Source organism: Flagellimonas rhodophyticola, assembly GCF_049332665.1.
Taxonomy (GTDB): Bacteria; Bacteroidota; Bacteroidia; order Flavobacteriales; family Flavobacteriaceae; genus Flagellimonas.
Genome location: NZ_CP186326.1, coordinates 138439 through 160011, shown reverse-complemented (window position 1 = coordinate 160011; position 21573 = coordinate 138439). Strand labels below are relative to the sequence as shown.

General features: G+C 38.9%; 19 protein-coding genes. 6 read left to right on the top strand and 13 right to left on the bottom strand.

Translation table 11 applies throughout. The features are described 5' to 3' along the window. Nucleotides 1-43 precede the first annotated feature (43 nt). Genes ACOKFG_RS00690 through surE form a run of 4 tightly spaced genes read right to left on the bottom strand, consistent with a single transcriptional unit; the run spans nucleotide 44 to nucleotide 2843 of the window. A complete protein-coding gene (locus ACOKFG_RS00690; RefSeq protein ID WP_422861678.1) occupies nucleotides 44-598 on the bottom strand; it encodes a C40 family peptidase in 555 nt (184 codons plus the stop codon). Between the two features lie 33 nt (nucleotides 599-631). Continuing rightward, a complete protein-coding gene (gene lpxB / locus ACOKFG_RS00685; RefSeq protein WP_422861677.1) occupies nucleotides 632-1744 on the bottom strand; it encodes a lipid-A-disaccharide synthase in 1113 nt (370 codons plus the stop codon). Nucleotides 1745-1786: 42 nt separating this feature from the next. Further along, nucleotides 1787-2074, bottom strand: a complete 288-nt coding sequence (locus tag ACOKFG_RS00680) for a hypothetical protein (protein ID WP_422861676.1) — start codon at nucleotides 2072-2074, stop codon at nucleotides 1787-1789. After that, the gene (gene surE / locus ACOKFG_RS00675; RefSeq protein WP_298791925.1) at nucleotides 2067-2843 is read right to left on the bottom strand and encodes a 5'/3'-nucleotidase SurE; all 777 of its coding nucleotides are present in this window, start codon (nucleotides 2841-2843) and stop codon (nucleotides 2067-2069) included. Before surE ends, ACOKFG_RS00680 begins: the two co-directional genes overlap by 8 nt. 200 nt (nucleotides 2844-3043) lie before the next feature. Between surE and ACOKFG_RS00670 the strand changes: the two genes are divergently transcribed. Both ACOKFG_RS00670 and ACOKFG_RS00665 read left to right on the top strand, forming a co-directional pair. Beyond that, on the top strand, nucleotides 3044-5218 hold the full coding sequence (locus ACOKFG_RS00670) for a carboxy terminal-processing peptidase (RefSeq protein WP_298791923.1): 2175 nt from the start codon (nucleotides 3044-3046) through the stop codon (nucleotides 5216-5218). An 85-nt stretch (nucleotides 5219-5303) separates the two neighbouring features. Further along, nucleotides 5304-6104: a DNA/RNA non-specific endonuclease gene (locus ACOKFG_RS00665; RefSeq protein ID WP_422861675.1), complete on the top strand. Its 801-nt coding sequence runs from the start codon at nucleotides 5304-5306 to the stop codon at nucleotides 6102-6104. Here ACOKFG_RS00665 and rodA read toward each other — a convergent pair. From rodA to ACOKFG_RS00630, 7 genes are all read right to left on the bottom strand, one after another. Beyond that, complete coding sequence (rodA, locus tag ACOKFG_RS00660) at nucleotides 6101-7384, bottom strand: rod shape-determining protein RodA (protein WP_298791919.1); 1284 nt, start codon at nucleotides 7382-7384, stop codon at nucleotides 6101-6103. The genes ACOKFG_RS00665 and rodA overlap by 4 nt on opposite strands. Continuing rightward, complete coding sequence (locus ACOKFG_RS00655; protein WP_298791916.1) at nucleotides 7374-9242, bottom strand: penicillin-binding transpeptidase domain-containing protein; 1869 nt, start codon at nucleotides 9240-9242, stop codon at nucleotides 7374-7376. Before ACOKFG_RS00655 ends, rodA begins: the two co-directional genes overlap by 11 nt. Before the next feature lie 57 nt (nucleotides 9243-9299). After that, on the bottom strand, nucleotides 9300-9806 hold the full coding sequence (locus tag ACOKFG_RS00650; RefSeq protein WP_299170346.1) for a rod shape-determining protein MreD: 507 nt from the start codon (nucleotides 9804-9806) through the stop codon (nucleotides 9300-9302). Continuing rightward, nucleotides 9799-10614: a rod shape-determining protein MreC gene (mreC, locus tag ACOKFG_RS00645; RefSeq protein WP_299170343.1), complete on the bottom strand. Its 816-nt coding sequence runs from the start codon at nucleotides 10612-10614 to the stop codon at nucleotides 9799-9801. Before mreC ends, ACOKFG_RS00650 begins: the two co-directional genes overlap by 8 nt. Before the next feature lie 65 nt (nucleotides 10615-10679). Beyond that, entirely contained in the window at nucleotides 10680-11708 is a 1029-nt protein-coding gene (locus ACOKFG_RS00640) for a rod shape-determining protein (protein WP_055396723.1), read from the bottom strand. A gap of 55 nt (nucleotides 11709-11763) precedes the next feature. Then, nucleotides 11764-13296 (bottom strand): bifunctional phosphoribosylaminoimidazolecarboxamide formyltransferase/IMP cyclohydrolase, encoded by a 1533-nt coding sequence (gene purH, locus ACOKFG_RS00635; RefSeq protein ID WP_298791903.1) that lies wholly within the window; start codon nucleotides 13294-13296, stop codon nucleotides 11764-11766. Nucleotides 13297-13388: 92 nt separating this feature from the next. Further along, nucleotides 13389-13841 carry a GAF domain-containing protein gene (locus ACOKFG_RS00630; RefSeq protein WP_298791901.1) on the bottom strand — a complete coding sequence of 151 codons (453 nt, stop codon included), beginning with the start codon at nucleotides 13839-13841 and terminating at the stop codon, nucleotides 13389-13391. A gap of 142 nt (nucleotides 13842-13983) precedes the next feature. Here ACOKFG_RS00630 and ACOKFG_RS00625 point away from each other — a divergent pair, with 142 nt between their 5' ends. From ACOKFG_RS00625 to ACOKFG_RS00610, 4 genes are all read left to right on the top strand, one after another. Then, nucleotides 13984-14394, top strand: a complete 411-nt coding sequence (locus tag ACOKFG_RS00625) for an HYC_CC_PP family protein (RefSeq protein WP_299170336.1) — start codon at nucleotides 13984-13986, stop codon at nucleotides 14392-14394. A gap of 77 nt (nucleotides 14395-14471) precedes the next feature. Further along, the gene (locus ACOKFG_RS00620; RefSeq protein WP_422861674.1) at nucleotides 14472-16706 is read left to right on the top strand and encodes a TonB-dependent receptor; all 2235 of its coding nucleotides are present in this window, start codon (nucleotides 14472-14474) and stop codon (nucleotides 16704-16706) included. Between the two features lie 19 nt (nucleotides 16707-16725). Then, entirely contained in the window at nucleotides 16726-17094 is a 369-nt protein-coding gene (locus tag ACOKFG_RS00615) for a heavy-metal-associated domain-containing protein (protein ID WP_298791895.1), read from the top strand. Continuing rightward, nucleotides 17095-17811: a heavy-metal-associated domain-containing protein gene (locus ACOKFG_RS00610; protein ID WP_422861673.1), complete on the top strand. Its 717-nt coding sequence runs from the start codon at nucleotides 17095-17097 to the stop codon at nucleotides 17809-17811. 20 nt (nucleotides 17812-17831) lie between these two features. Here ACOKFG_RS00610 and ACOKFG_RS00605 read toward each other — a convergent pair whose 3' ends face one another. Both ACOKFG_RS00605 and ACOKFG_RS00600 read right to left on the bottom strand, forming a co-directional pair. Continuing rightward, the gene (locus ACOKFG_RS00605; RefSeq protein ID WP_422861672.1) at nucleotides 17832-19319 is read right to left on the bottom strand and encodes an alpha-L-fucosidase; all 1488 of its coding nucleotides are present in this window, start codon (nucleotides 19317-19319) and stop codon (nucleotides 17832-17834) included. Between the two features lie 10 nt (nucleotides 19320-19329). Further along, on the bottom strand, nucleotides 19330-21561 hold the full coding sequence (locus ACOKFG_RS00600) for a DUF4838 domain-containing protein (RefSeq protein ID WP_299170327.1): 2232 nt from the start codon (nucleotides 21559-21561) through the stop codon (nucleotides 19330-19332). Nucleotides 21562-21573: the final 12 nt, after the last annotated feature.

The following is a 21573-nucleotide window of genomic DNA, read 5'->3' as shown; positions in this document are numbered from 1 at the left end:
TAAGGTTAACCTTATGGAAACAAAATCAAAAAATCGCACTATGCTATAAGATTCGCGTTGCTTTTATAAAAGCATGGTTCCAATATCCCTCCCGAAGGGAAGAAACTATGACACCCCTTGAGGTTGTGGAGTGTATAAATTTTATATCTGTTCCTTTTACATCAACAACCAATCCCACATGGTTAATCCGTTTACCACGTTTACTGGTCTTGAAAAAAAGGAGATCTCCTTTTTGTACTTGAGTGAGTTTTATGCGCTTACCCTCTTCGGCCATTTGATAGGAAACCCTGGGGAAAAGAATCTCGTTTTCTTTTAAAGCGACAAAAACAAGCCCAGAACAATCCATTCCTTTTGAGGTGGTCCCGCCAAATTTGTATCGAGTCCCGCTAAAGGTCAATGCAGTAGATATGATGGCTTTGGCCTTTTCATTTTTCTTTTCTTCTTTTTTGGATATTTTGGGAGGAGCAACTTCTTCTGCAGAACCATCTACAGATACAACTATGGGCTTGGGCTTACTATTGCTATGGGTTCTTTTTTTTGATGAACCACATCCGATAAGAAATAAAAGTGTAAGAAAACAGAGGGTCTTTTTTAGCATTCAAGAATAATTTTTCTACTCTTGGTGTATAAATTAAGCATTTTCGATGATTAATTTGGCTGCTAATTGACTTGCGCCATTTCCGCCTAATTTTTCCTTCAAAGTTTTATAGTCAGCCAATATGCGATCACGTACTTCTCCTTCTACGATTTTTGAAAGTTCTGGTTTCAGATTTTTTGTGGTTAACTCATTCTGAATCAATTCTTTTACCACTTCTTTGTCCATTATCAAATTGACCAACGAGATGTAGTCCAAAGTGATAATCCGTTTTGCAATCTGGTAGGATATCCAATTGCCTTTATAGCAAACGACTTGAGGGATTTCAAAAAGTGCCGTTTCCAATGTAGCTGTCCCACTTGTGACCAAAGCGGCATGCGAGTGTTTCAACAATGAGTAAGTTTGATTGGATACATAGCCCACTTCGTGGGTTGATAAAAAGGGGCGATAAAAATCATCGGATAAACTAGGAGCACCTGCTATTACAAATTGGTAGTCGGTAAAGTCTTTACTTATCGACAACATGACCGTCAACATTTTTTGAACTTCCTGCTTTCTGCTTCCTGGTAAAAGGGCGATTATAGGTTTTTGTGGATGGAGGTCGTTTTCTTTTCGAAAAGTAACTTCATCAGCAATCTGAGTGTTTTCTATGGCATCTATAAGTGGATGGCCAACAAAATGAACAGGATAATTATGCTTCTTTTCGTAGAACTCCTTTTCAAAAGGAAGAATAACGTACATATTGTCGATATCCCGCTTTATTTTTTCAATCCTACCCTCTCTAGAGGCCCAAATTTGGGGAGAGATATAGTAATTGGTTTTAAAATTATGCTTCTTGGCCCATTTGGCAATCCGAAGATTAAAGCCAGAAAAATCAATAAAAATGATGAGATCTGGGTCAAACTTTTGAATGTCTTCTTTGCAAAATGAAATATTCTTGAATATGGTGGGAATGTTTTTTAGAACTTCCAAAAAACCCATAAAAGCCATTTCCTTGTAATGTTTGGCCAAATCACCGCCAGCATTACGCATTAAATCACCGCCCCAACACCTAATCAGGGCTTCAGGGTCTTTTTGCTTTAAGGCCTTGATGAGGTTAGACCCATGTAGGTCTCCTGAAGCTTCACCGGCGATTATGTAATATTTCATTTAAATGCTATTCAGATACTAAACTAAGTCAATGGCTCAATCTTATGCAAAAACTTTATAGTAAAGAATCACCATTGCGGTCAAAAGTGTAGCAATCATGACTCCTCTAGCTCTATAATCCCTTTTTATCCTTAAAAAACCAAAAAAAGCTACCAAGTTTAAAATAGCACCTAATGCCAATAAACTGCCAATATGGCCCTGTTTAACGGCAGCACTAAAGGTTTCAGAAATGGATAAATCGGAAAAAAGTAAAATATATGCTAGGGTACCTACGGTATTTGCTATGATTCCAACAGCAAAACCTATCAAAATCTCTTTTTTATTATTCATTTAGGTTCCAATTGTTAATACGTGAAATGGCATGGTGAGCGGTAAGATCAAACTGCGTTGGAACAACGGAGACATAGCCTTGTGCCAATGCCCACTCATCAGTATCTTCACCCTTATCCAGAAGTTCAAATTCACCTGAAAGCCAATAATAATCCTTTCCTGTGGGACTTGTGCGCTTATCAAATTGCTCTTTCCAGTTGGCACGCGCTTGTCTGCAAACCTTAATGCCTTTTGGTTCTTTATCTGTTTTTGGAATGTTTACATTGAGCACTGTGCCTTTAGGAATTCCCTGAGTCAGCGCTTCTTCAACAATTTTCTTTACCGATGCTTTGGCATGGTCAAAGTCCGCATCCCAGGAATAATCACAAAGTGAAAATCCTATAGCAGGAACACCCTCAATACCTGCCTCAATGGCAGCACTCATGGTTCCGGAATAAATCACATTTATCGATGCATTGGAGCCATGATTGATTCCACTTACGCATATATCCGGTTTTCTATCCAAAATTTCTTGTAAGCCAAGCTTAACACAATCTGCAGGTGTTCCACTGCAACTATATTCACTAGGAGCACCTTCCTCATGGTCTATAACTACCTTTTTGGAATATAGTGTGCTGTCAATGGTTATCGCATGTCCCATACCCGATTGAGGACTATCGGGAGCAACCACTAATACCTCTCCAATTTCCTTCATTACTTGGATGAGCGCCCTAAGTCCAGGAGCGGTAATTCCATCATCATTGGTGACTAGGATGAGTGGTTTTTTCATTTTGAATAATTAATGACGTAAAAATACGTTTTTCATAAGGATATGATGCCTTTGCCGTTTAACAAAAAATTAAATACGGCGCACGAATATGGCACGGTTTTTTCAGTATCTTAGGGAATTCATATGAACAGAAACGGAGCTGGATTTAATGAAGAACCGGTCATTTACGACTAAAAATTAGGTCCCAATAAATACATATTATGAAAAAGAATTTCACCTTGGCACTTTTGGTAATTCTTGTTGCAGTAGCCTCCTGCAGTTTTACAAATAAATCTTTCGAAAACGATGATAAGGACAAATTGCTTTTAGATTTGATCACTTATGTCTTGGAAAGGGGTCATTATGAACCTAAAGATTTGAACGATAATTTTTCTTCCAACGTTTTTGATGATTTCATCGATATTTTGGACCCAACAAAAAGATACTTTTTGGCGAGTGACATCAGAGAGTTCGAAAAGTATCGATTTATGATCGATGACGAAATCAGAAACACCGATATCACTTTTTTCAATATTGTTTATCAGAGATTGAAGAAACGAATGGGAGATGCAAAGGAAATCTACAAAGAAGTATTATCACAACCATTTGATTATACACTTCAAGAGGAAATCAACATTGATTATAAAGACCAAGAATTTGCAGCTAACAAAAAGCAGCTGAAGGAAAGATGGAGAAAACAACTTAAATACAACACTTTAGGTGTTTTTGATGGCAAGGTTGAAAATCGAATTATAGAAATCAATGGAACCCCAGAAGATGATGAAGTTGCAGAGGTAATGACCTTTCAGTCTATTTCCAATAAAATTGATAGGAATTTGACCGAGAAAGAAGCTCGGGAGAATACTTTGAATACTTTGGATGAATTCTTTGATTTTATAGATGACCTTGAGCGTAAAGATTGGTTTGTGCAGTATATCAATACCATAGTGGATGAATTTGACCCACACACCTTTTATTTTGCTCCGGACGATAAAGAGAAATTTGACATTGGAATGTCTGGTAAGTTTGAGGGAATTGGAGCCAGGTTGCAGAAAAAACCGGAAGGTGCCAGAATCATGGAGATTATTTCCGGAGGCCCAATTTGGAGGGATCAAAGTCTTGAAGTAGGGGATGAAATTCTAAAAGTAGGCCAGGAAGGGGAAGAACCTATCGATATAGTGGGTATGCGACTTGATGACGCCATCAAATTGATAAAAGGCCCAAAAGGAACAATCGTTGACCTTACCGTTCGAAAAGTTGATGGAACAATCGAAATTGTTTCCATTACCCGTGATGTGGTATTGCTCGAGGAAGCCTATGCCAAATCAGCAACGGTAGAAAGAGAAGACCATAAATATGGTCTGATCAATTTACCCAAATTCTATGTTGACTTTGAAGACTATACAGAGCGCAATGCCGCCACAGATGTTGCCAAAGAAGTCGAACGTTTAAAGCAAGCGGGTGTTGAGGGAATCGTTCTTGATTTGCGTGATAATGGAGGAGGTTCTCTAAAAACCGTGGTTGAGATGGCCGGGTTGTTTATAAAAGATGGACCTGTTGTTCAAGTGCGATCATCTGGTCAAAGAAAAGAAGTGCACGAAGATAAAGACGAACGAATTCAATGGGATGGACCTTTGGTAATCTTGGTCAACGAATTATCAGCTTCGGCTTCTGAGATTTTAGCTGCAGCTATGCAAGATTATAAAAGAGCCGTTGTTATTGGAAGTAAGCAGACCTTTGGAAAGGGAACCGTACAGAATGTGATTCCTTTGGATAACATTGTCCGAAGCAATGAGCATGGAGATTTGGGAGCTATCAAACTTACTACCCAAAAATTCTACAGAATCAATGGCGGGTCAACGCAATTGGAAGGAGTAAAGAGTGATATTGTTGTTCCGGACAGATACAGTTATATCGATTTGGGTGAAAGAGACCAAGAGAACCCACTAGGTTGGGATAAAATAACTCCGGCGGATTATAAAATATGGGATGGATACATAGATTTTGAGACCACGGTGGCCAATAGTAAAGCAAGAATGGCAGGGAATAAGTACATAGGACTTATTGAGGAAAATGCTAAGTGGTTGAAAGAACAGCAGGATGAAACAGTGGTTTCGTTAAATTATGATGACTATAAAGTACGCGAAAGTCAAGCGAAAAAAAGGTCTGAGCAGTTTAAAAGTCTAAGGGAATATGATTCTCAATTGACCTTTGAATCATTGAAGTATGAAACCGAATTGTTTACCCAAGATCCAGTTTTAAGAGAAAAAAGAGATCGTTGGCATAAAAATTTGGCGAAAGACCTTTATGTTGAAGAAGCAATAAACGTACTACGTGATCTGCAATTGAACAATATCAAGAACAGCGAAAGAAAACTTGCCAGTGTTAAAGGATAAGCACAACAAAGAATAAAAAAAGGTCGGCTTGTAAAGCCGGCCTTTTTTATTTTAAATAGTTAGTTAGTTTTGCTGAAACTTGAAAATGAAGAATAAAACTATCTATACAATTCTCTTATTAGTATGTGTTGTAGGTTTTTGGATATTTGAAAACTTTTACACACCGGACACGTATTCCAAACCGGAAGCAGATGCAGTGGCCGCATCTTTTAATGAAGGTTTTTTACCAAGTTCTTCTACTGGTGATATTGTGAGGCATCAGCACTTTATGTTATCGTATAGTGAGCCACATGAGCAAGCCGAATGGGTAGCATACAAATTAAGCCAATCGCATTTAACCTATGATGACAGAAAACGACCTTATTTTATTGAGGACCCAAAGGTGAGAACCAAATCTGCCGATTGGAGAAATTACAAAGGGTCAGGTTATGACAGGGGACATTTATGCCCAGCTGGAGATCGACGTTTTTCGGAACAGGCTTACAATGAAACTTTTTATACCAGTAACATAGCTCCACAGGACAAACATTTTAATGCTGGTATCTGGAATAGATTGGAACAGAAGGTGCGGTATTGGTGCAAAAAGTATGGCGATTTGTCAATTATTACCGGAGGGGTCTTAGCAAATGGACTGGAAGAAATCGGAGAGGAAGATGTAGATGTTCCCAACGCATTTTACAAAATTGTGTATCGAAAGGACGGGAATTCAATTAAGGTGCTTTGTTTTTTTATTCCACACAAGGAGAGTTCTGCTTCACTCAAGAGTTTTTTGGTGCCCATAGACGAATTGGAGGAAACGACCTCTATCAACTTTTTTGAGAAGCAGTCCATGGATTGGCAGAAAAAAGTTGAAGAAAAAGTAGATGTTTCAAACTGGGCTTTTTAAATCCCATCCTTAAGTCGGTTTGAATCCAACTTCAGAAAAATAAAAAGAAGCATGGTAAAGAAAATCAAACCGGAGCCTCCGTAACTGAAAAAAGGCAAGGGAATACCGATGGTCGGTAATAGTCCGATTACCATTCCAATATTTACAAAGTAGTGAATGAACAAAATGGAAATAACCCCATAACCATACATTCTACTAAAATCGTTTTTCTGCCGCTCTGCTATAAAAATCAACCTAAGGAATAAGATGGAGAACAGCAAAATAACTGCTGTTGTTCCGGCAAACCCCCATTCTTCTCCGACAGAACTGAAAATATAATCGGTATGTTGCTCCGGAACAAAATCTCCCTTGGTTCGTGTACCCTCCAAAAAACCTTTTCCAAAAAACCCGCCAGATTCAATGGCTTTTTCAGATTGATACGTGTTATAACCAATGGTTTTTCTGATTTCTTCAAGTTTTCCTTCGTCCTTTTCCAAACTCAGCCAAAGCGCAAAACGATCTCGGTGACGCTGCTCAAAGACATTTTCAAAAACAAACCCTACGGATAATGAAAACAGAATGGAAACAATAAGAACCAGAGCAAATGGTAGAATAGGAATCTTTGTAGTGGCTCTTTTAAAAGTAAAGATCAAAACCGTCAAGATTCCAAGTCCAATTCCTACCCAAACTGTTCCGAACATTAAGGTTGTCGCAAAGAGTACAACTGCAATTACCAATATCCCTAAATAGTATAAGGGGAAGCCCTCTCTGAACAACACAAAAAACAGGGAAAAGTAAATTAATGAACTTCCTGGATCTGGTTGCGGCAGAATCAATAAGGCCGGTAAGAGTATTATAATCAGTGCATAAAGTTGATGCTTACGGGTTTTAATATCTGTTTGTATATCACTCAGATATTTGGCCAGTGCTAGGGCGGTTGCAACTTTGGCCAGTTCTGAAGGCTGTAAATTGAAAAAGCCCAAATCGTACCAAGAAGTTGCACCGGCTATCGTCTTTCCGAAAACAAACAACCCAAGCAATAACAACATGGCTATGATATAGAAGATGGAAGCAAAACGCTCAAAAAAATTGGTTTCTATAAAAAGAACAAAGATGATCCCTGCGAATGCCAGTCCAATGAAAAAAAGTTGTTTCCCGTAGAGTGTAGAGAAATCAAAAATTGAGGTACTGGCCTCTGTCATGGTGGTGGAGTAAATATTTACCCATCCAATAAAAACCAAAAAGGCGTAGATAAAAACGGTTAACCAGTCAATCCGCCCAAAAATACCCCTACCAGACATACTCGTTTATCTTGAAAGGTTCGCCGCTGTAGGGTTTGGCATATTCATGTTCCAAGGTCTTTTCAAGCATTCGTTTTTCCAAATCTTTTCTTGTGATATCCCCTTTTATATATTTTTCAATCAACAATGAGGCTATATGGCCCGCATAGCGGGAGCCGTAATAACCATTTTCAATATAGACGGCTATAGCAATTTTGGGATTATCAACAGGTGCAAAAGCCACAAAAACAGAGTGGTCGGTTAATTGCATGCGTTCTCCATTCACTCGAGTAAAGTTTTCTACTGTCCCGGTTTTTCCTGCTATTTCAATTCCTGGAATCTGCACCCATCGAGCCGTTCCATATTTATAAACATTAGCCATGCCTTCTATAACCGGCTCAAAAAATTCACGGTCGATGGTTGTATAATGAGGTTCGGTATATCTTGGGTCAATAGCGCCCATATTTCCTACCGTTTTGAGAACATGTGGGGTGTAATAGTATCCCCTGTTACCAATTGCAGCTGCCATATTAGCTAGCTGTAATGGAGTGGCAGCAACTTCTCCTTGTCCAATGGAATTTGAAATAATGGTTGAAGAAGCCCAACTTCCATCGCCATACCATTTATCGTAAAAAGCTTTTCCGGGAATTCTTCCTGGTCTTCCAGTGGGGATGTCCGTACCTAAATAACCTCCAAGACCAAAACTTTTCATATGTTTTTCCCACATATCCATACCCTCATCGGTTGTGGGGTATTTTTCAAATATCTTTCTAAAGGTTCCAGCAAAATAAGCGTTACAAGATTGATAGATTCCTGAATTCATATTGCGGACTCCACCTCCGCAGTGGCAACCTTTCTTCTGATTACCCACATAAAAACCATTGTAACACCTAAACTTTGTTTTTTGGTCAATTACTCCTTCTTGCAGCGCAACTAAAGCATTCAAAGTTTTAAAAGGGGATCCAGGTGAGGGCTCAGCTGATATTGAACGATCAAACAGAGGTTGGGCGATGGTGTCATAATGCAACTTGGTATAGTTTCTGGACCTCTCGCGACCTACCAAAAGTGCAGGGTTATAGGTTGGACCTGATATCATGGCCAGTATCTCCCCAGACTTAGGTTCAATGGCAACAATGCCACCTCTTTTTCCATGCATCAATCGTTCCCCATATTCTTGCAGGGTTTTATCCAAAGTAATATGGATTTCTTTTCCCTGTTCGGGAAGAGTATCCAATTTTCCTCCTTTGTAAGGACCAATATCCCTATTAAATCTATCTTTTTGAATATGTTTTACCCCTTTTCGACCTCTCAGGAGTTCTTCATATTGTTCTTCAACTCCTTTTCTGCCTTTGAGTTCTCCAGCAACATAATATAGATTGTTTTTCAGCTCCCATTCATTTACTTCACTAATGAAACCCAAGACATTTGCTGCGCTATTTGTGGTATAATAACGTAAAGACCTTTTTTGGATATAGAAGCCTTCAAAATGCCTCATTTTTTCTTGAAGTCGGGCATAATCTTCTTTCGATAATTGCGGCACCAAAACAGAGGGAAGTCTAGGGGAATAAACCCTAGCCTTTTTCATTTTTTTGATGAATTGGTCTTTATCAATTTTTAAAAGATTACAGAATTCAAGGGTATCTAAAGGTTTTACCTCACGAGGAATGACCATGACGTCATAGGCAGGTTGGTTTCCAACCATTAACTCCCCATTTCGGTCATAGATATAACCACGTTCTGGATAGTCATAAATCTTTTTAATTGCTGGATCTTCTAGCACTTGATCTGGAGAAAATCGAAAAAGCTGCAAATATGAAAGCCTCCCTATAAAAGTGAATCCAATGATAACAACAATGGAAGAAAGTAGCAGTTTTTTCATGGACAATTATATTTTGTTCGTTTGGGTCATATATATTTCAACGAAACAACAGTCTATTTATTCGCTTTTAGGACTAAAAAGTGAACTAAAAAGCGTACACAATATCAAAGTTACTATACCTGTGGTTAATACCTTTTTTAAAATTAATAGGATATGTGATAAACTCAAAACTTCCAACGAAAAGAAAACTATTTGATGAACTACTATCAAAAGTGCTAAAAAGGTGATTCGTTGAACTTTGGTCGTGTTCTTAAAACTAAAATTTTGGAACTCGTAATTTACCCCAAAACAAAACCGCATAATTACAGGTCTTACGTAAGCAACCGTTAGGGCCGCAACGGAGTGGATTGCAAGGGTATCTGAAAAGATGTCTATGATAAACCCTAGAAAAAAAGAGGTTATCATAAATACTGCGCGGTTACTTTTTAGAGGATACCAATAGAAGAAAATTACATACACCAAAGGGTTGATGAACCCCATAAAATTTAGGGTGTTGAAAATCAATACTTGGGTAAGCACAAGCAAGGCAAAACGAAGTGTATTTAAGAAAATCGTGTTATTCATCCTCAGTGAGTGCTTCCAGTTCTTTAATTTCCTCTCTGTTTTTGTCGTTAATTAGATATACATTTTTGATGTTGGCCATATCGTTGAATAGCGCGACATCAATATTGTAAAAACTCTTGGAGGTATTAAGGTCATATTTTTTAATTACTCCGATAGGTATGTTTCCTGGGAAGATACTTGACATTCCGCCTGTTACAATGGTATCACCTACAACCAAAGGTACCAATCGTGGTATGTCTATCAATTGTGCAACAGAATAGTCCTCCGCATTCCATTCCAGAGAGCCAAAATATTCAGAGTTTTTGATTTTTGCGTTTATGCTTGACTTTGTATTCAAAACGCTTTGAACGGTTGCAAAATTTGAAGAAACATTTTCCACGATACCTAAAATACCATCTGTGGTAATCACACCCATATCTTGGGTCACCCCTTGATTTCTGCCCTTATCAATAGTGAGATAGTTTCTTGGGGAAGCAAAACTATTTTTAATCAGATTTGCACTGATTACCGCATAATTGATGCTTGTTGTATCAGCTTGTTGGGTAATTTCTTGTTCTGGATTGAAAAGCAACTTTCGCAAACGCTCGTTTTCCTGAACTAAACGCTCGTTTTCTTCCCTAAGGCCAAAATAAGAAGAAATATTGGCTGATATTCCATAGATATTCCCGGTTAACCACTTAGAGGAATTGAAAAATTTGGACTGGTGATAGGAGTGGGAGCGAATGGTCAAACTCAAAGAAATGACCAATAGAAAGCCATAGAGAAAAGCATTTCTATAACTTAAAATAAAATTGATGATGCGCTGCATGCAATCGTATCATTAGGAAAGTCCGCAAACTTTCAAATGGCCCCAAAACGGTTTCGGTAACCGAATTATTTTATCAATATACTTTTGTATCGCTCCAAATTCTTAAGCGCAATACCCGTACCACGAACAACTGCCCTTAATGGATCTTCTGCGATATAAACTGGTAAATCTGTTTTTTGGGAAAGTCTTCTGTCAAGTCCCCTTAGCATTGACCCACCACCAGCAAGATAAATTCCTGTATTGTAAATATCCGCTGCAAGCTCTGGTGGAGTTTGTGAAAGTGTTTCCATTACAGCATCCTCAACCCTTAAAATACTCTTGTCGAGTGCTTTTGCAATCTCGCGATAAGAAACCTGAACTTGTTTAGGTTTCCCGGTCAAAAGATCCCTACCCTGGATTGACTTGTCGTCTGGTGGAGACTTCAAGTCTTCGGTGGCTGAACCAATCTCTATTTTTATTGCTTCCGCGGTGCTCTCTCCAACGTATAGGTTGTGCTGAGTACGCATGTAATAAATAATATCGTTGGTAAATACATCACCCGCAATTTTCACCGATTTATCACATACAATACCGCCTAACGCAATTACCGCAATCTCAGTTGTACCACCACCTATGTCAACAATCATGTTTCCTTTGGGCTGCATAATATCCAAACCGATACCAATTGCAGCGGCCATAGGCTCATGAATCAAATAAACTTCTTTGCCATTAACACGTTCTGCAGATTCACGTACCGCACGCATTTCAACTTCAGTAATCCCTGAAGGAATACAAATGACCATTCGTAAAGCCGGAGGAAACCATTTTTTCTTTAATGCCGGAATATTTTTGATGAACATATTGATCATCTTTTCCGAAGCATCAAAATCGGCAATTACCCCATCTTTCAAAGGTCGGATGGTCTTAATATTCTCATGGGTCTTTCCCTGCATCATGTTGGCTTCCCTTCCCACTGCAATAATTTTCCCAGAGATTCTATCCCGGGCTACAATGGATGGACTGTCAACTACAACTTTATCTAAATGAATGATCAGGGTGTTTGCAGTACCAAGGTCAATGGCAATCTCCTCGGTCATGAAATCAAAAAATCCCATAAAAAGCGTTGGTTTTTCGGATTAACGGTAAATTTTATCGGCTAATGTACTAAAATTAATGTTTAAAATGTCGAGTCCCGGTCATTACCATTGCCAATCCGTTTTCGTTGCAATAATCGATGCTCAACTGATCCTTTATGGAACCTCCGGGCTGAATCACACTTTTTATTCCTACTTTATCCGCAATCTCAACACAATCGGGGAATGGGAAGAAAGCATCACTGGCCATAACAGCGCCTTCCAACTCAAAATTAAAGGATTTTGCCTTATGAATTGCCTGATTCAGTGCATCAACTCTTGAGGTTTGACCTGTTCCACTAGCGCAAAGTTGTTTGTTTTTGGCCAAAACTATGGTGTTGCTCTTGGTGTGCTTGCACAATTTGGAGGCAAATATCAAATCTTCGATTTCCTCCGAAGATGGTTTTTTATCGGTAACGGATTGTAATTCTTCAGCAGTATCCGTTTTAAAATCTTTGTCTTGGACCAAAACACCATTCAAGCATGTTCTAACCAAAGTTTCCGGAAGCGCAACTTCATTTTGGATAAGGATGATTCGGTTCTTTTTGCCTTTTAGAATTTCCAAAGCTTCATCGGAATAGGATGGGGCAATGACCACTTCGCAGAACAGTTTGTGAATTTCCTCCGCGGTAGGTGCATCGATTTCAACGTTGGAAATCAAAATTCCACCAAAAGCAGAAACTGGATCTCCTGCCAAGGCATCCACATAAGCTTGATGTATAGTTTTACGCTGGGCCAATCCACAAGCATTGTTGTGCTTTAGAATGGCAAAAGTGGGGTCGTCGTTTTTAAACTCGCCCATTAGATTTACAGCGGCATCAACATCTAAAAGATTGTTATATGAAAGCTCCTTACCATGTAATTTGGTAAACATGGCTTCAAAATCACCGTAGAAATACCCTTTTTGATGCGGATTTTCACCATATCGGAGTACTTTTCCATTTTGCTCACTGATTTTAAGCGCAGTTTCTTCACCATTTGCATTGAAATAGTTGAAAATGGCCGAATCATAATGCGAGGAAATATTAAAAGCTTTAGAGGCAAAACGCTTGCGATCTTCGATTGCGGTTGAGCCGTTTCCTTCGGAAATCACATTTAGAAAGTCTTCGTAATCTTCCATTGATGAAACGCAAAGCACATCTTTGAAGTTCTTTGCAGCGGCACGAATCAAGGAGATTCCACCAATATCTATTTTTTCAATAATATCTTGTTCCGAAGCACCACTTGCAACAGTTTTTTCAAAAGGATATAGATCCACAATAACGATGTCCAACTGCGGAATTTCAAATTCTTCCATTTGAGCAACATCACTATGATTGTCTTGGCGGTTAAGAATTCCACCAAAAACCTTTGGGTGAAGTGTTTTTACCCGCCCTCCTAATATTGAAGGATAACTGGTAACATCTTCAACGGGAACAACATTGATGCCTAAATCACGAATAAACTTTTCTGTACCCCCGGTTGAGTATAGGGTTACACCAAGTTCATCCAATTTCTTTACAATAGGTTCCAATCCGTCTTTGTGGAAAACGGAAATAAGTGCTGCGGCTGCTTTTTTGGTGGTGCTCATTTTGTGTCTTAAAAATCAATTTATTAAGCACACAAAAGTAATTTTTTTGAACCTAAAAAATGAGCTGGGTTATCAACAATATGGCACTAGTTTTAAAGAATTTGTGATACTTCTTGGTTTACAAATTCCAAAAAACGTTCGTCCTCTTCTGTAAATGGGTCCGGGGTGTTGGAATCAATATCAATTTGACCGATATTCTCCCCATTTTTAAATAGGGGAACTACGATTTCGGACTTCACGGTAATGCTGCAGGCAATATAGTTATCCTGTGCGGCAACATCAGGTACAACAAAGTTTTCATTGCTTACGGCGACCTGTCCGCAGATACCTTTCCCAAAGGGAATAATGGTGTGGTCGGTGGGCTCACCAACATAAGGCCCCAATTTTAGCTCTTCTTTATCCCCATTTTTAAAATAAAAACCAACCCAATCATAATATTCCACAGAATCGCTAAGCAATTTGCAAAGCTCGGTTAGACGATTTTCGACACTTTCTGCGTTATTAGATAGAATGGTGGTTACCTTTGGTTTTAGAGATGTGAGCATTGAATTGTTTTTTGCAAATGTATTTGAAAAGGACTTTTTAGTCTATGTGAAAAAGGAAAAATTACAATATTTATAGCCTAAAGTTTCGTTAAGGAATCATCTTGAAATTAAGACAAGTACAAATAAATTGTAATTTTGTGGCGTGAAAGAGATTTTTCGCAATATCGGTTCTATTTTCTTGGCACTTATGGTGTTACTGTCTACGGTTTCGTGGACGGTTGACAAGCATTTGTGCATGGGAAGAGTAATGGACGTTTCGTTCTTTGCCCATGCTGATGACTGTGGCATGGAAGAGGCAATGAAGGCCATGGGAACGGATGCTGGTGAAAACCACTGCTGCGATGATGAAACTTTTACAGTGAAAGGACAGGATGACCTAAAACTTTCTTGGAATGATTTGGAATTGGAGCACCAAACCTTTTTGGTGACCTTTGCCCAGTCCTATCTTGATTTGTTCATCCCTGTTGCGGAACTACCTGTTCCCCACGAAAAATACCCACCCCCCATTTTGGTTAAGGACATTCAAGTGCTGGACCAAGTCTTCTTGATTTGATGTATTGAATTTTGATGATTTACCCGTTTCGCGTGATTCGGGAACAGATTGTTATTTCAAAAATTATAATACATACAATGAAACAGATTTTAATTATATTTTTTTGGCTTCCCATGCTACTGACCGCTCAAGATAAAATTGAAGGGATGGTTATGGAGGCCAATGCAGAAAACAAACATATTGGACTAGCTGGAGCCAATGTGTACTGGTTAAATTCCCAAATAGGGACGATTACCAAAGAAAATGGAACCTTTAGCATCCCGTATTCCAAGGATTACAACAAGCTTGTGATAAGTTTTGTGGGGTTCAAGACAGATACATTGACCATCAATGAACCAAAGATGGTGCATCACTGGTTGGTGCCTTCCAATCAATTGGATGAAGTTGTGGTAGAAAAAGAACGCGATGCCGTACAAAAGACCTTTTTCTCTACCCAAAATGTGGTTACCGTAAATAGCGCAGAACTTTTGAAGGCCGCATGCTGTAACCTGTCAGAGAGCTTTGAAACCAACCCCGCGATTGACGTCAATTTTAATGATGCACTTACAGGCACTAAACAAATTCAGATGCTGGGACTTACCAGTCCTTATTTGTTGATTACCCAAGAGAACATCCCAATGGTTCGTGGAGCTTCGCAAACCTATGGTTTGACCTTTACACCTGGAACATGGGTGGAGAGCATTCAAATTACCAAAGGAGCAGGAAGTGTGGTAAATGGCTATGAGAGCATTTCAGGGCAAATAAACACAGAATTGCAGAAACCATTGACTGATACTCCAGTGTTTGTGAATGGATATGCCAACCTGAATGGTAGGCTGGAACTGAATACCCATCTCAACACAAAGCTGTCGGACAAATGGAGCACGGGATTGTATTTGCACGGTAACCGAAGAGATGTTGAAGTGGACAATAACGATGATGGGTTTTTGGATAATCCTTTGGCCAATCAGATTAACATTATGAGTCGTTGGCAATATCAAAATGTAGAAAAAGGATGGGTAAGTTTTTTCAATCTTCGCTATTTGAACGATGAAAAGCAGATTGGGCAAACCGATTTTAACCCTGATACGGACAGATTCACCACAAATGCTTGGGGTAGTGAAATTGACACACAACGGTTTGATGGCTCAGTAAAATTAGGGTATGTTTTTCCGGAACTACCCTATCAAAGTTTTGGTTTTCAGACGTCATACAGCAGCCATAAACAAGATTCGTATTATGGTTTCAATATTTATAATATTGATCATGAGAGCATTTATACCAATCTAATTTTCAACTCAATCATTGGAAATACCAAAAGCAAGTTCAAAACGGGATTGACATTCGCTTATGATGGATACGATGAATTGGTAAACAGTCAAGAGTTTAATCGAACTGACACATCCGCAGGAGCGTTTTTTGAATACAGCTATTCCAATTTGGAAAAGTTGAGTTTTACCGCAGGCCTTCGGCTGGATACGCACAATCGATTGGGGACATTTTTTACGCCAAGATTTCATATCCGTTACACACCTTGGGAAAAAGGAAGTTTACGAGGGTCTTTTGGTATTGGAAGAAGAGCTGCCAATATTTTTGCTGAAAATCAAAGATTGTTTGCTTCATCCAGAACAATTCAACTTAATGGGAATGGGGGCGATATTTACGGTTTTGACCCAGAAAAAGCCTTGAATTATGGTATCAGCTTTATTCAGGGATTTTCATTATTTGAAAGACCTGGAAATTTTTCTGTTGATTTCTACCGAACCGATTTTGACAATCAAATTGTGGTAGATTGGGAAAATCCGGATGAGGTGATTTTCTCCAATTTGGATGGAAAAAGTTATGCCAACAGTTTACAGGTTGAATTGAACCACGAACTACTGCCCAATGTAGAATTGCGAACGGCCTATAAATTTTATGATGTAAAAACGGATTATCAAACCGGACTTTTGCAGAAACCACTACAAGCCAGACATCGTTATTTTGCGAATATTGGTTATAACACAACACCTACTGAAAATGGGTCGCAATGGCGCTTCGATTATACCTTACATGCTCTTGGAGAGCAGCGATTGCCCAGCACTTCTTCAAATCCTGTTAATTTTCAATTAGGAGATTTTGCGGAAGGATATAGTTTAATGAATGCACAGGTAACGAAAGTCTTTTCAAAGAAGTTTGAGGTCTATGTAGGAGGTGAGAATTTGACTAATTTTAGACAAGATAATCCAGTTTTAGGCTCTGATGATCCTTTTGGAACAAATTTTGACACAACCATAGTATATGCCCCAATTTTTGGACGGATGGTGTATGCAGGTTTTAGATTTAAATCCTAATAAATTAAAATAAAAAAAGATGAAAAATAGCGTTTTAATAGCAATTTGCTTACTGGTTTCAACCATTGGTTTTGCGCAGGAAAAGAACAAAAAAATGGCATTTGAGGTAGACGGCAAATGTGAAATGTGCAAAATGCGAATCGAGAAAGCCGCTTTGGGCGTTCCTGGGGTCAAATATGCTCTATGGGATATTCCTTCACACCAATTGTCGTTAGTGGTTGATGAAAGAAAGACAGATCCCATGAAAATAAAGACTGCCTTAGTTGCCGCTGGACACGATACCAAGGAGTTGAAAGCTACACAAGAAGCTTACGATAACATTCATCCCTGCTGCAAATACCGTGAGGATGATACTGATGACAGCCAGCAACATCACAATCAACACTAGATGAAGCATTCGTATACTATTACAGGAATGACATGCGGAGGATGTGTTGCATCCGTTAAGGAAAAGCTTTCTGGACTTGATGGTGTCTCTGATGTTAGCGTGGATTTAGAAACTTCTTCCGTTAATATTACGATGAAGCGACACATTTCTTTAGAAGATTTTAGTGCAGTGTTACCTGAAAAGTATGGAATTTTTAAAACCCAAACGGAAAGGATTTCCACCGTTGGAGAAATGATGGGTGAAAAATCGAAATGGGCGCAATTGCGCCCATTGTTTTTGATTTTTATATATCTTTTTGGAGCTTCAATACTGTTGAATTACCAAAATTGGGACCTTGGCGAAGCTATGCTCGATTTTATGGGGCTGTTCTATATCGTTTTTAGCTTTTTCAAGTTTTTGGACTTAAAAGGCTTTCCCGAGAGTTTTAAAATGTATGACCCATTGGCCAAGGTATTACCAGCATACGGCTGGATATATCCCTTCTTGGAATTAGGTTTGGGCCTCTTGTTTTTGATGCGCATTCAGGTCACCGCCGCTTTGGTTATTACCATTGTTATTTTAGGAATTACCACAGTTGGAGTGACCAAATCTTTATTGGATAAGCGAAGTATTCGTTGCGCCTGTTTAGGGACAGCTTTAAATCTACCAATGACAGAGGCAACATTCATAGAAAATGCTATAATGCTGGTGATGGCATTTGGAATGCTTTTGATGTAGTTTTGAAAATTCAGATTTCCCTATTTCAATTGAATCGTAAAAGCACTTGTTTTTAAAAGCTGTGACTTTAGGTTTTCAGGTAGCTTTATAGTTAGCCCTTTTGCAGATAACGATGATTTTAATCGGGTGTTTAACCCTAATATTTTTGCTTTAGGGGACTTTTTACCCTCATATTCTGTAAAAACTATCTCATTTGGGAGTTCGGTTTGATTTTCTTCCACCAAATAAATAAGGTTGATGGTTTCTTCATCAACATTTGAAGTAACACAAACATTGTCAAACTTGTATGGTGCCATAGCCCGGGTATTGTAAATGGCCTTGTCGTTTACACTCATCCAATCTCCTATTTCCCTGAGCAATTGATAGGCCCCATCATCCCATTCGCCCTCTGGACTTGGAGCTATATTCAAAAGAAGATTACCGCCCTTTGCCACTATGTCAACAAGGGTATGCACAGCTTCACGACCTGACATATATTTTGCATTAAATGTATAGGACCATCCTCCACCAGCAATAATACATGATTCCCATGGATAGGGCAGTGGTTTTTCAGGAACTCTGTTCTCGGGTGTTAGATAATTTTGGTTTTTGCCGTGAACTGCACGATCTACAACAATCAACCCGGGTTGTTTTACTCGGGCCTTTTCCACCAATTTATCCATTTTAATGTCTTGGTTGATTATTCGATGTTTTAGATACCCATTTTCATTATTCTTCAATTGTTGGTCGTACCAACTTGTTATTTGCGATTTGGGTGTTTTGGCCACCCAGCCACCGTCTAACCACAGAATATCTACTTTGCCATAATCGGAAAGTAATTCCAGAATTTGGTTATGAGTGAAATCGACAAATTCCTGCCATTTTTCGGGATTGGATTCGGGTTCATAGTTTACGTTTCTATCACGAGGAGGATAATAGGGGTCCCAATAAGATGGTTCGTGCCAATCCGGTTTTGAAAAGTATGCTCCCGCCCAGAAGTCTTCCGTTCTGAAAGAATCAAAAATCTCCTTAGTAATGTTTGCTTTGGGGTGTGAGGAAAAAGGAGTCTGTGGGTCGGTGATTTTGTAATCAGTATATTTTGAATCGAACATTGAAAACCCATCATGGTGCTTCGTGGTAAAAACCACATATTTCATGCCTGCATATTTTGCAGCCTTGGCCCATTTGTCTGGATTAAATTTAATCGGATTAAACGTTTTTCTAAGGCTCTCATATTCTTTTTTGTAGGTAGTATAATTATTCGGATTTGAACCCTTTTTGCGTTCGCACCAGCCATATTCTTCTGGGCAAATGGACCAGGATTCTACAATACCCCATTGACTGTAGGCTCCCCAATGCATTAATAACCCAAACTTAAGATTTTGCCAATCTTCCAGTTTTTTCAGTACCAAAGGATCTGTTTCAGGTACATAACGTTCATCTTCATAAACTGCTTGACCAAATCCTTGTTTTGATGCAAAAGTGAAGCATATACAAAGAAGTATAATAAAAGACAGGCGTTGTTGCATTTTCTTGGTTTTAATCAATAATAATCTCATCGGCAAAAACCCAAGAGGGTAAACCGGCGGCATGATGCCAATAGGGAGTTTCCGTATTTTGAGCCACAACTTTGATGTAGTTAACCTCCGTAGGCTCGAATTTTAAATCAAAGTAATGAATGTCGTTGACCTTGCTTTTCTTGGTCAAAGGAGCGGGGTTTTTTAGATTTCCCAACATAGTAAAGTTAACGTTGTCTGATGAACCATAATAAGTAACTGATGAAGGGAAGAAGACTACATGATTGGTCACTTGTAAAAAGGCCATTGAAATACTGCTGATATGTTGCTTTTCTCCTAAATCGACAACAACTTCCATATTATTTCCTTCATACCCCAACCAGTTGGCATAAAAACTACTGCCTCCGAGAGCACTGTCAGTCAAGACCATAGGGTCTTCATCGGCATACTTTTTTGGTTTCGTCAAACTGGCAACTTTCTTACCTTTTGCCTTGTTGGGTTTCTGTGCAATTTTCAAGGCCGACATATAATTTGAAGCATACTCATTTATGGTAAAGCCCATTTCGTTCATCAAAGTGATGTTGTTTTTACGAGCGGTATTAATGAAGTTATCCAACAAAGAGGCCACCATAGGATTAATGGTCTGTTTGTAATCTTCACTTGTAATCATCAAACTATAGTTGTCGGTAAGATTCTTTCTGCACGCCTCCAAAACCGCATAATCTACCCCCATTCGAGCCATTTTAACTCTTTGAACTACTTCAGGCTTGTCCGTTACAGCTTTTTCTGCTTGATCAAATAAAGCGGAATACTCTTCCAATAAACTTGGACTTAAATAGGATGAAAAGGCTTCGGAAGGGTCTCCATATAAGAAAAGGAAAAACTCTGGGTCTTCCTTGATTTTGGAATGTATTAAATCTACATATTGTTTTACGAACGGACCTGCTTCATGATAATATCCATTAGTGAACTCTGTAAGAAGGGAATCAAAATCCAAACTAGGGTTCCAAAGCAACTTGGCCGTCATGTAGGACCGAAGTTCAAAAAGCTCGCTTGGATTGTTACTGTGCTGTTCAAAAACCCATTTGGCATTATTATTTCTGAACAAATGGATGTTAGGCTGTAATGTTTTAATGTTCGGGAATGGAGATAAAAAGTTGGTGAACTGAGTGGTGTAATCCCAAATTCGGATATTATCGGTAAGTTTTCCCCACCCAGTGAGATCGTCCGCAAAATCTGTGCACTTTTCGGCTATAGGAGCACTTCTATCACATTCGATGGAACAAAGCGTTATAAGAACATTGTCTACTGGTCTTACTTTTGGCGGTTTTCGGGTATACTGATATGCTAATGTTGATATGGTTTTGTCTGGAAATGCTTTGGCCACGTCGTTCACAAAATGAATCATAGTGCCCGCCGGACTTCCTTCTTTAGTATCTATTTTAGAACAATTATCACATTGGCAATGTTGCTGATTGTCATCCTGACTTACCGAGATAACTGTTGCGTTAGGATGTCTATCGAAATGAGCTGCAACAGAATCTTTCACGATTTCCAATACTTTGTCATTGGTCAGGCACAATTGCGTAGGCAACCTTTTACCATCACGAAGTGCATAATATTCCGGATTGGTTCGGTAGAAGATTTCTTCTGGCATAAACCTGTGAAATGTGTGGACTCTTGCCGTAGGCGCGTAGTATGGGAATGCCTCGTAAGTTACTTTTAACTGATCTGCAAATTCATGGTTCTCATAAAAAAGTCGTGAATGGACCGTTCGAGTATTAATTTCTGGGATATAACTGTAATTGATGTCGTCGATTGCCACAGTTTCCAGGATGGGAATGGACTCTACTTTTGGGGAATACCATTTACATCCTAAATGACTTTCAAGAAATTCATATACCGCATTTTGCGTAGCTAAATCTGAACCTCCGAAAATAAACAGGTCATTGTTTACGGTCTTGATTCTTACCTCTTCAGGGTGAAGCTTTTCTTCTTCCGTATTGCCAATATAGATTTTCCCTTTTTTTATATTTTGATTGTCTTTAGTGACAATAGCCAGTTCGGTACCGCTCACTTTTTTGAGATATTCCTGAAGAATCTGAGCGGACTTGTTGTCTTGCACACTTGCATCCGTTGGAACAACAATTTGATAATTCGATTTTCCACTTTTGGCAAGGGTTAACCCGTTATCTGAACAGGAAACCATGCAAAGTCCAAAAAGGAGTAAGATCAATGCGCGTTGCTTTTTCATTATGATATGGTC

What these genes read in the sequence shown, in the direction of transcription:
- ACOKFG_RS00690 (WP_422861678.1), bottom strand. Translation starts at nt 598, where the DNA reads ATGCTAAAAAAGACCCTCTGTTTTCTTACACTTTTATTTCTTATCGGA.
- lpxB (WP_422861677.1), bottom strand. Translation starts at nt 1,744, where the DNA reads ATGAAATATTACATAATCGCCGGTGAAGCTTCAGGAGACCTACATGGG.
- ACOKFG_RS00680 (WP_422861676.1), bottom strand. Translation starts at nt 2,074, where the DNA reads ATGAATAATAAAAAAGAGATTTTGATAGGTTTTGCTGTTGGAATCATA.
- surE (WP_298791925.1), bottom strand. Translation starts at nt 2,843, where the DNA reads ATGAAAAAACCACTCATCCTAGTCACCAATGATGATGGAATTACCGCT.
- ACOKFG_RS00670 (WP_298791923.1), top strand. Translation starts at nt 3,044, where the DNA reads ATGAAAAAGAATTTCACCTTGGCACTTTTGGTAATTCTTGTTGCAGTA.
- ACOKFG_RS00665 (WP_422861675.1), top strand. Translation starts at nt 5,304, where the DNA reads ATGAAGAATAAAACTATCTATACAATTCTCTTATTAGTATGTGTTGTA.
- rodA (WP_298791919.1), bottom strand. Translation starts at nt 7,384, where the DNA reads ATGTCTGGTAGGGGTATTTTTGGGCGGATTGACTGGTTAACCGTTTTT.
- ACOKFG_RS00655 (WP_298791916.1), bottom strand. Translation starts at nt 9,242, where the DNA reads ATGAAAAAACTGCTACTTTCTTCCATTGTTGTTATCATTGGATTCACT.
- ACOKFG_RS00650 (WP_299170346.1), bottom strand. Translation starts at nt 9,806, where the DNA reads ATGAATAACACGATTTTCTTAAATACACTTCGTTTTGCCTTGCTTGTG.
- mreC (WP_299170343.1), bottom strand. Translation starts at nt 10,614, where the DNA reads ATGCAGCGCATCATCAATTTTATTTTAAGTTATAGAAATGCTTTTCTC.
- ACOKFG_RS00640 (WP_055396723.1), bottom strand. Translation starts at nt 11,708, where the DNA reads ATGGGATTTTTTGATTTCATGACCGAGGAGATTGCCATTGACCTTGGT.
- purH (WP_298791903.1), bottom strand. Translation starts at nt 13,296, where the DNA reads ATGAGCACCACCAAAAAAGCAGCCGCAGCACTTATTTCCGTTTTCCAC.
- ACOKFG_RS00630 (WP_298791901.1), bottom strand. Translation starts at nt 13,841, where the DNA reads ATGCTCACATCTCTAAAACCAAAGGTAACCACCATTCTATCTAATAAC.
- ACOKFG_RS00620 (WP_422861674.1), top strand. Translation starts at nt 14,472, where the DNA reads ATGAAACAGATTTTAATTATATTTTTTTGGCTTCCCATGCTACTGACC.
- ACOKFG_RS00615 (WP_298791895.1), top strand. Translation starts at nt 16,726, where the DNA reads ATGAAAAATAGCGTTTTAATAGCAATTTGCTTACTGGTTTCAACCATT.
- ACOKFG_RS00610 (WP_422861673.1), top strand. Translation starts at nt 17,095, where the DNA reads ATGAAGCATTCGTATACTATTACAGGAATGACATGCGGAGGATGTGTT.
- ACOKFG_RS00605 (WP_422861672.1), bottom strand. Translation starts at nt 19,319, where the DNA reads ATGCAACAACGCCTGTCTTTTATTATACTTCTTTGTATATGCTTCACT.
- ACOKFG_RS00600 (WP_299170327.1), bottom strand. Translation starts at nt 21,561, where the DNA reads ATGAAAAAGCAACGCGCATTGATCTTACTCCTTTTTGGACTTTGCATG.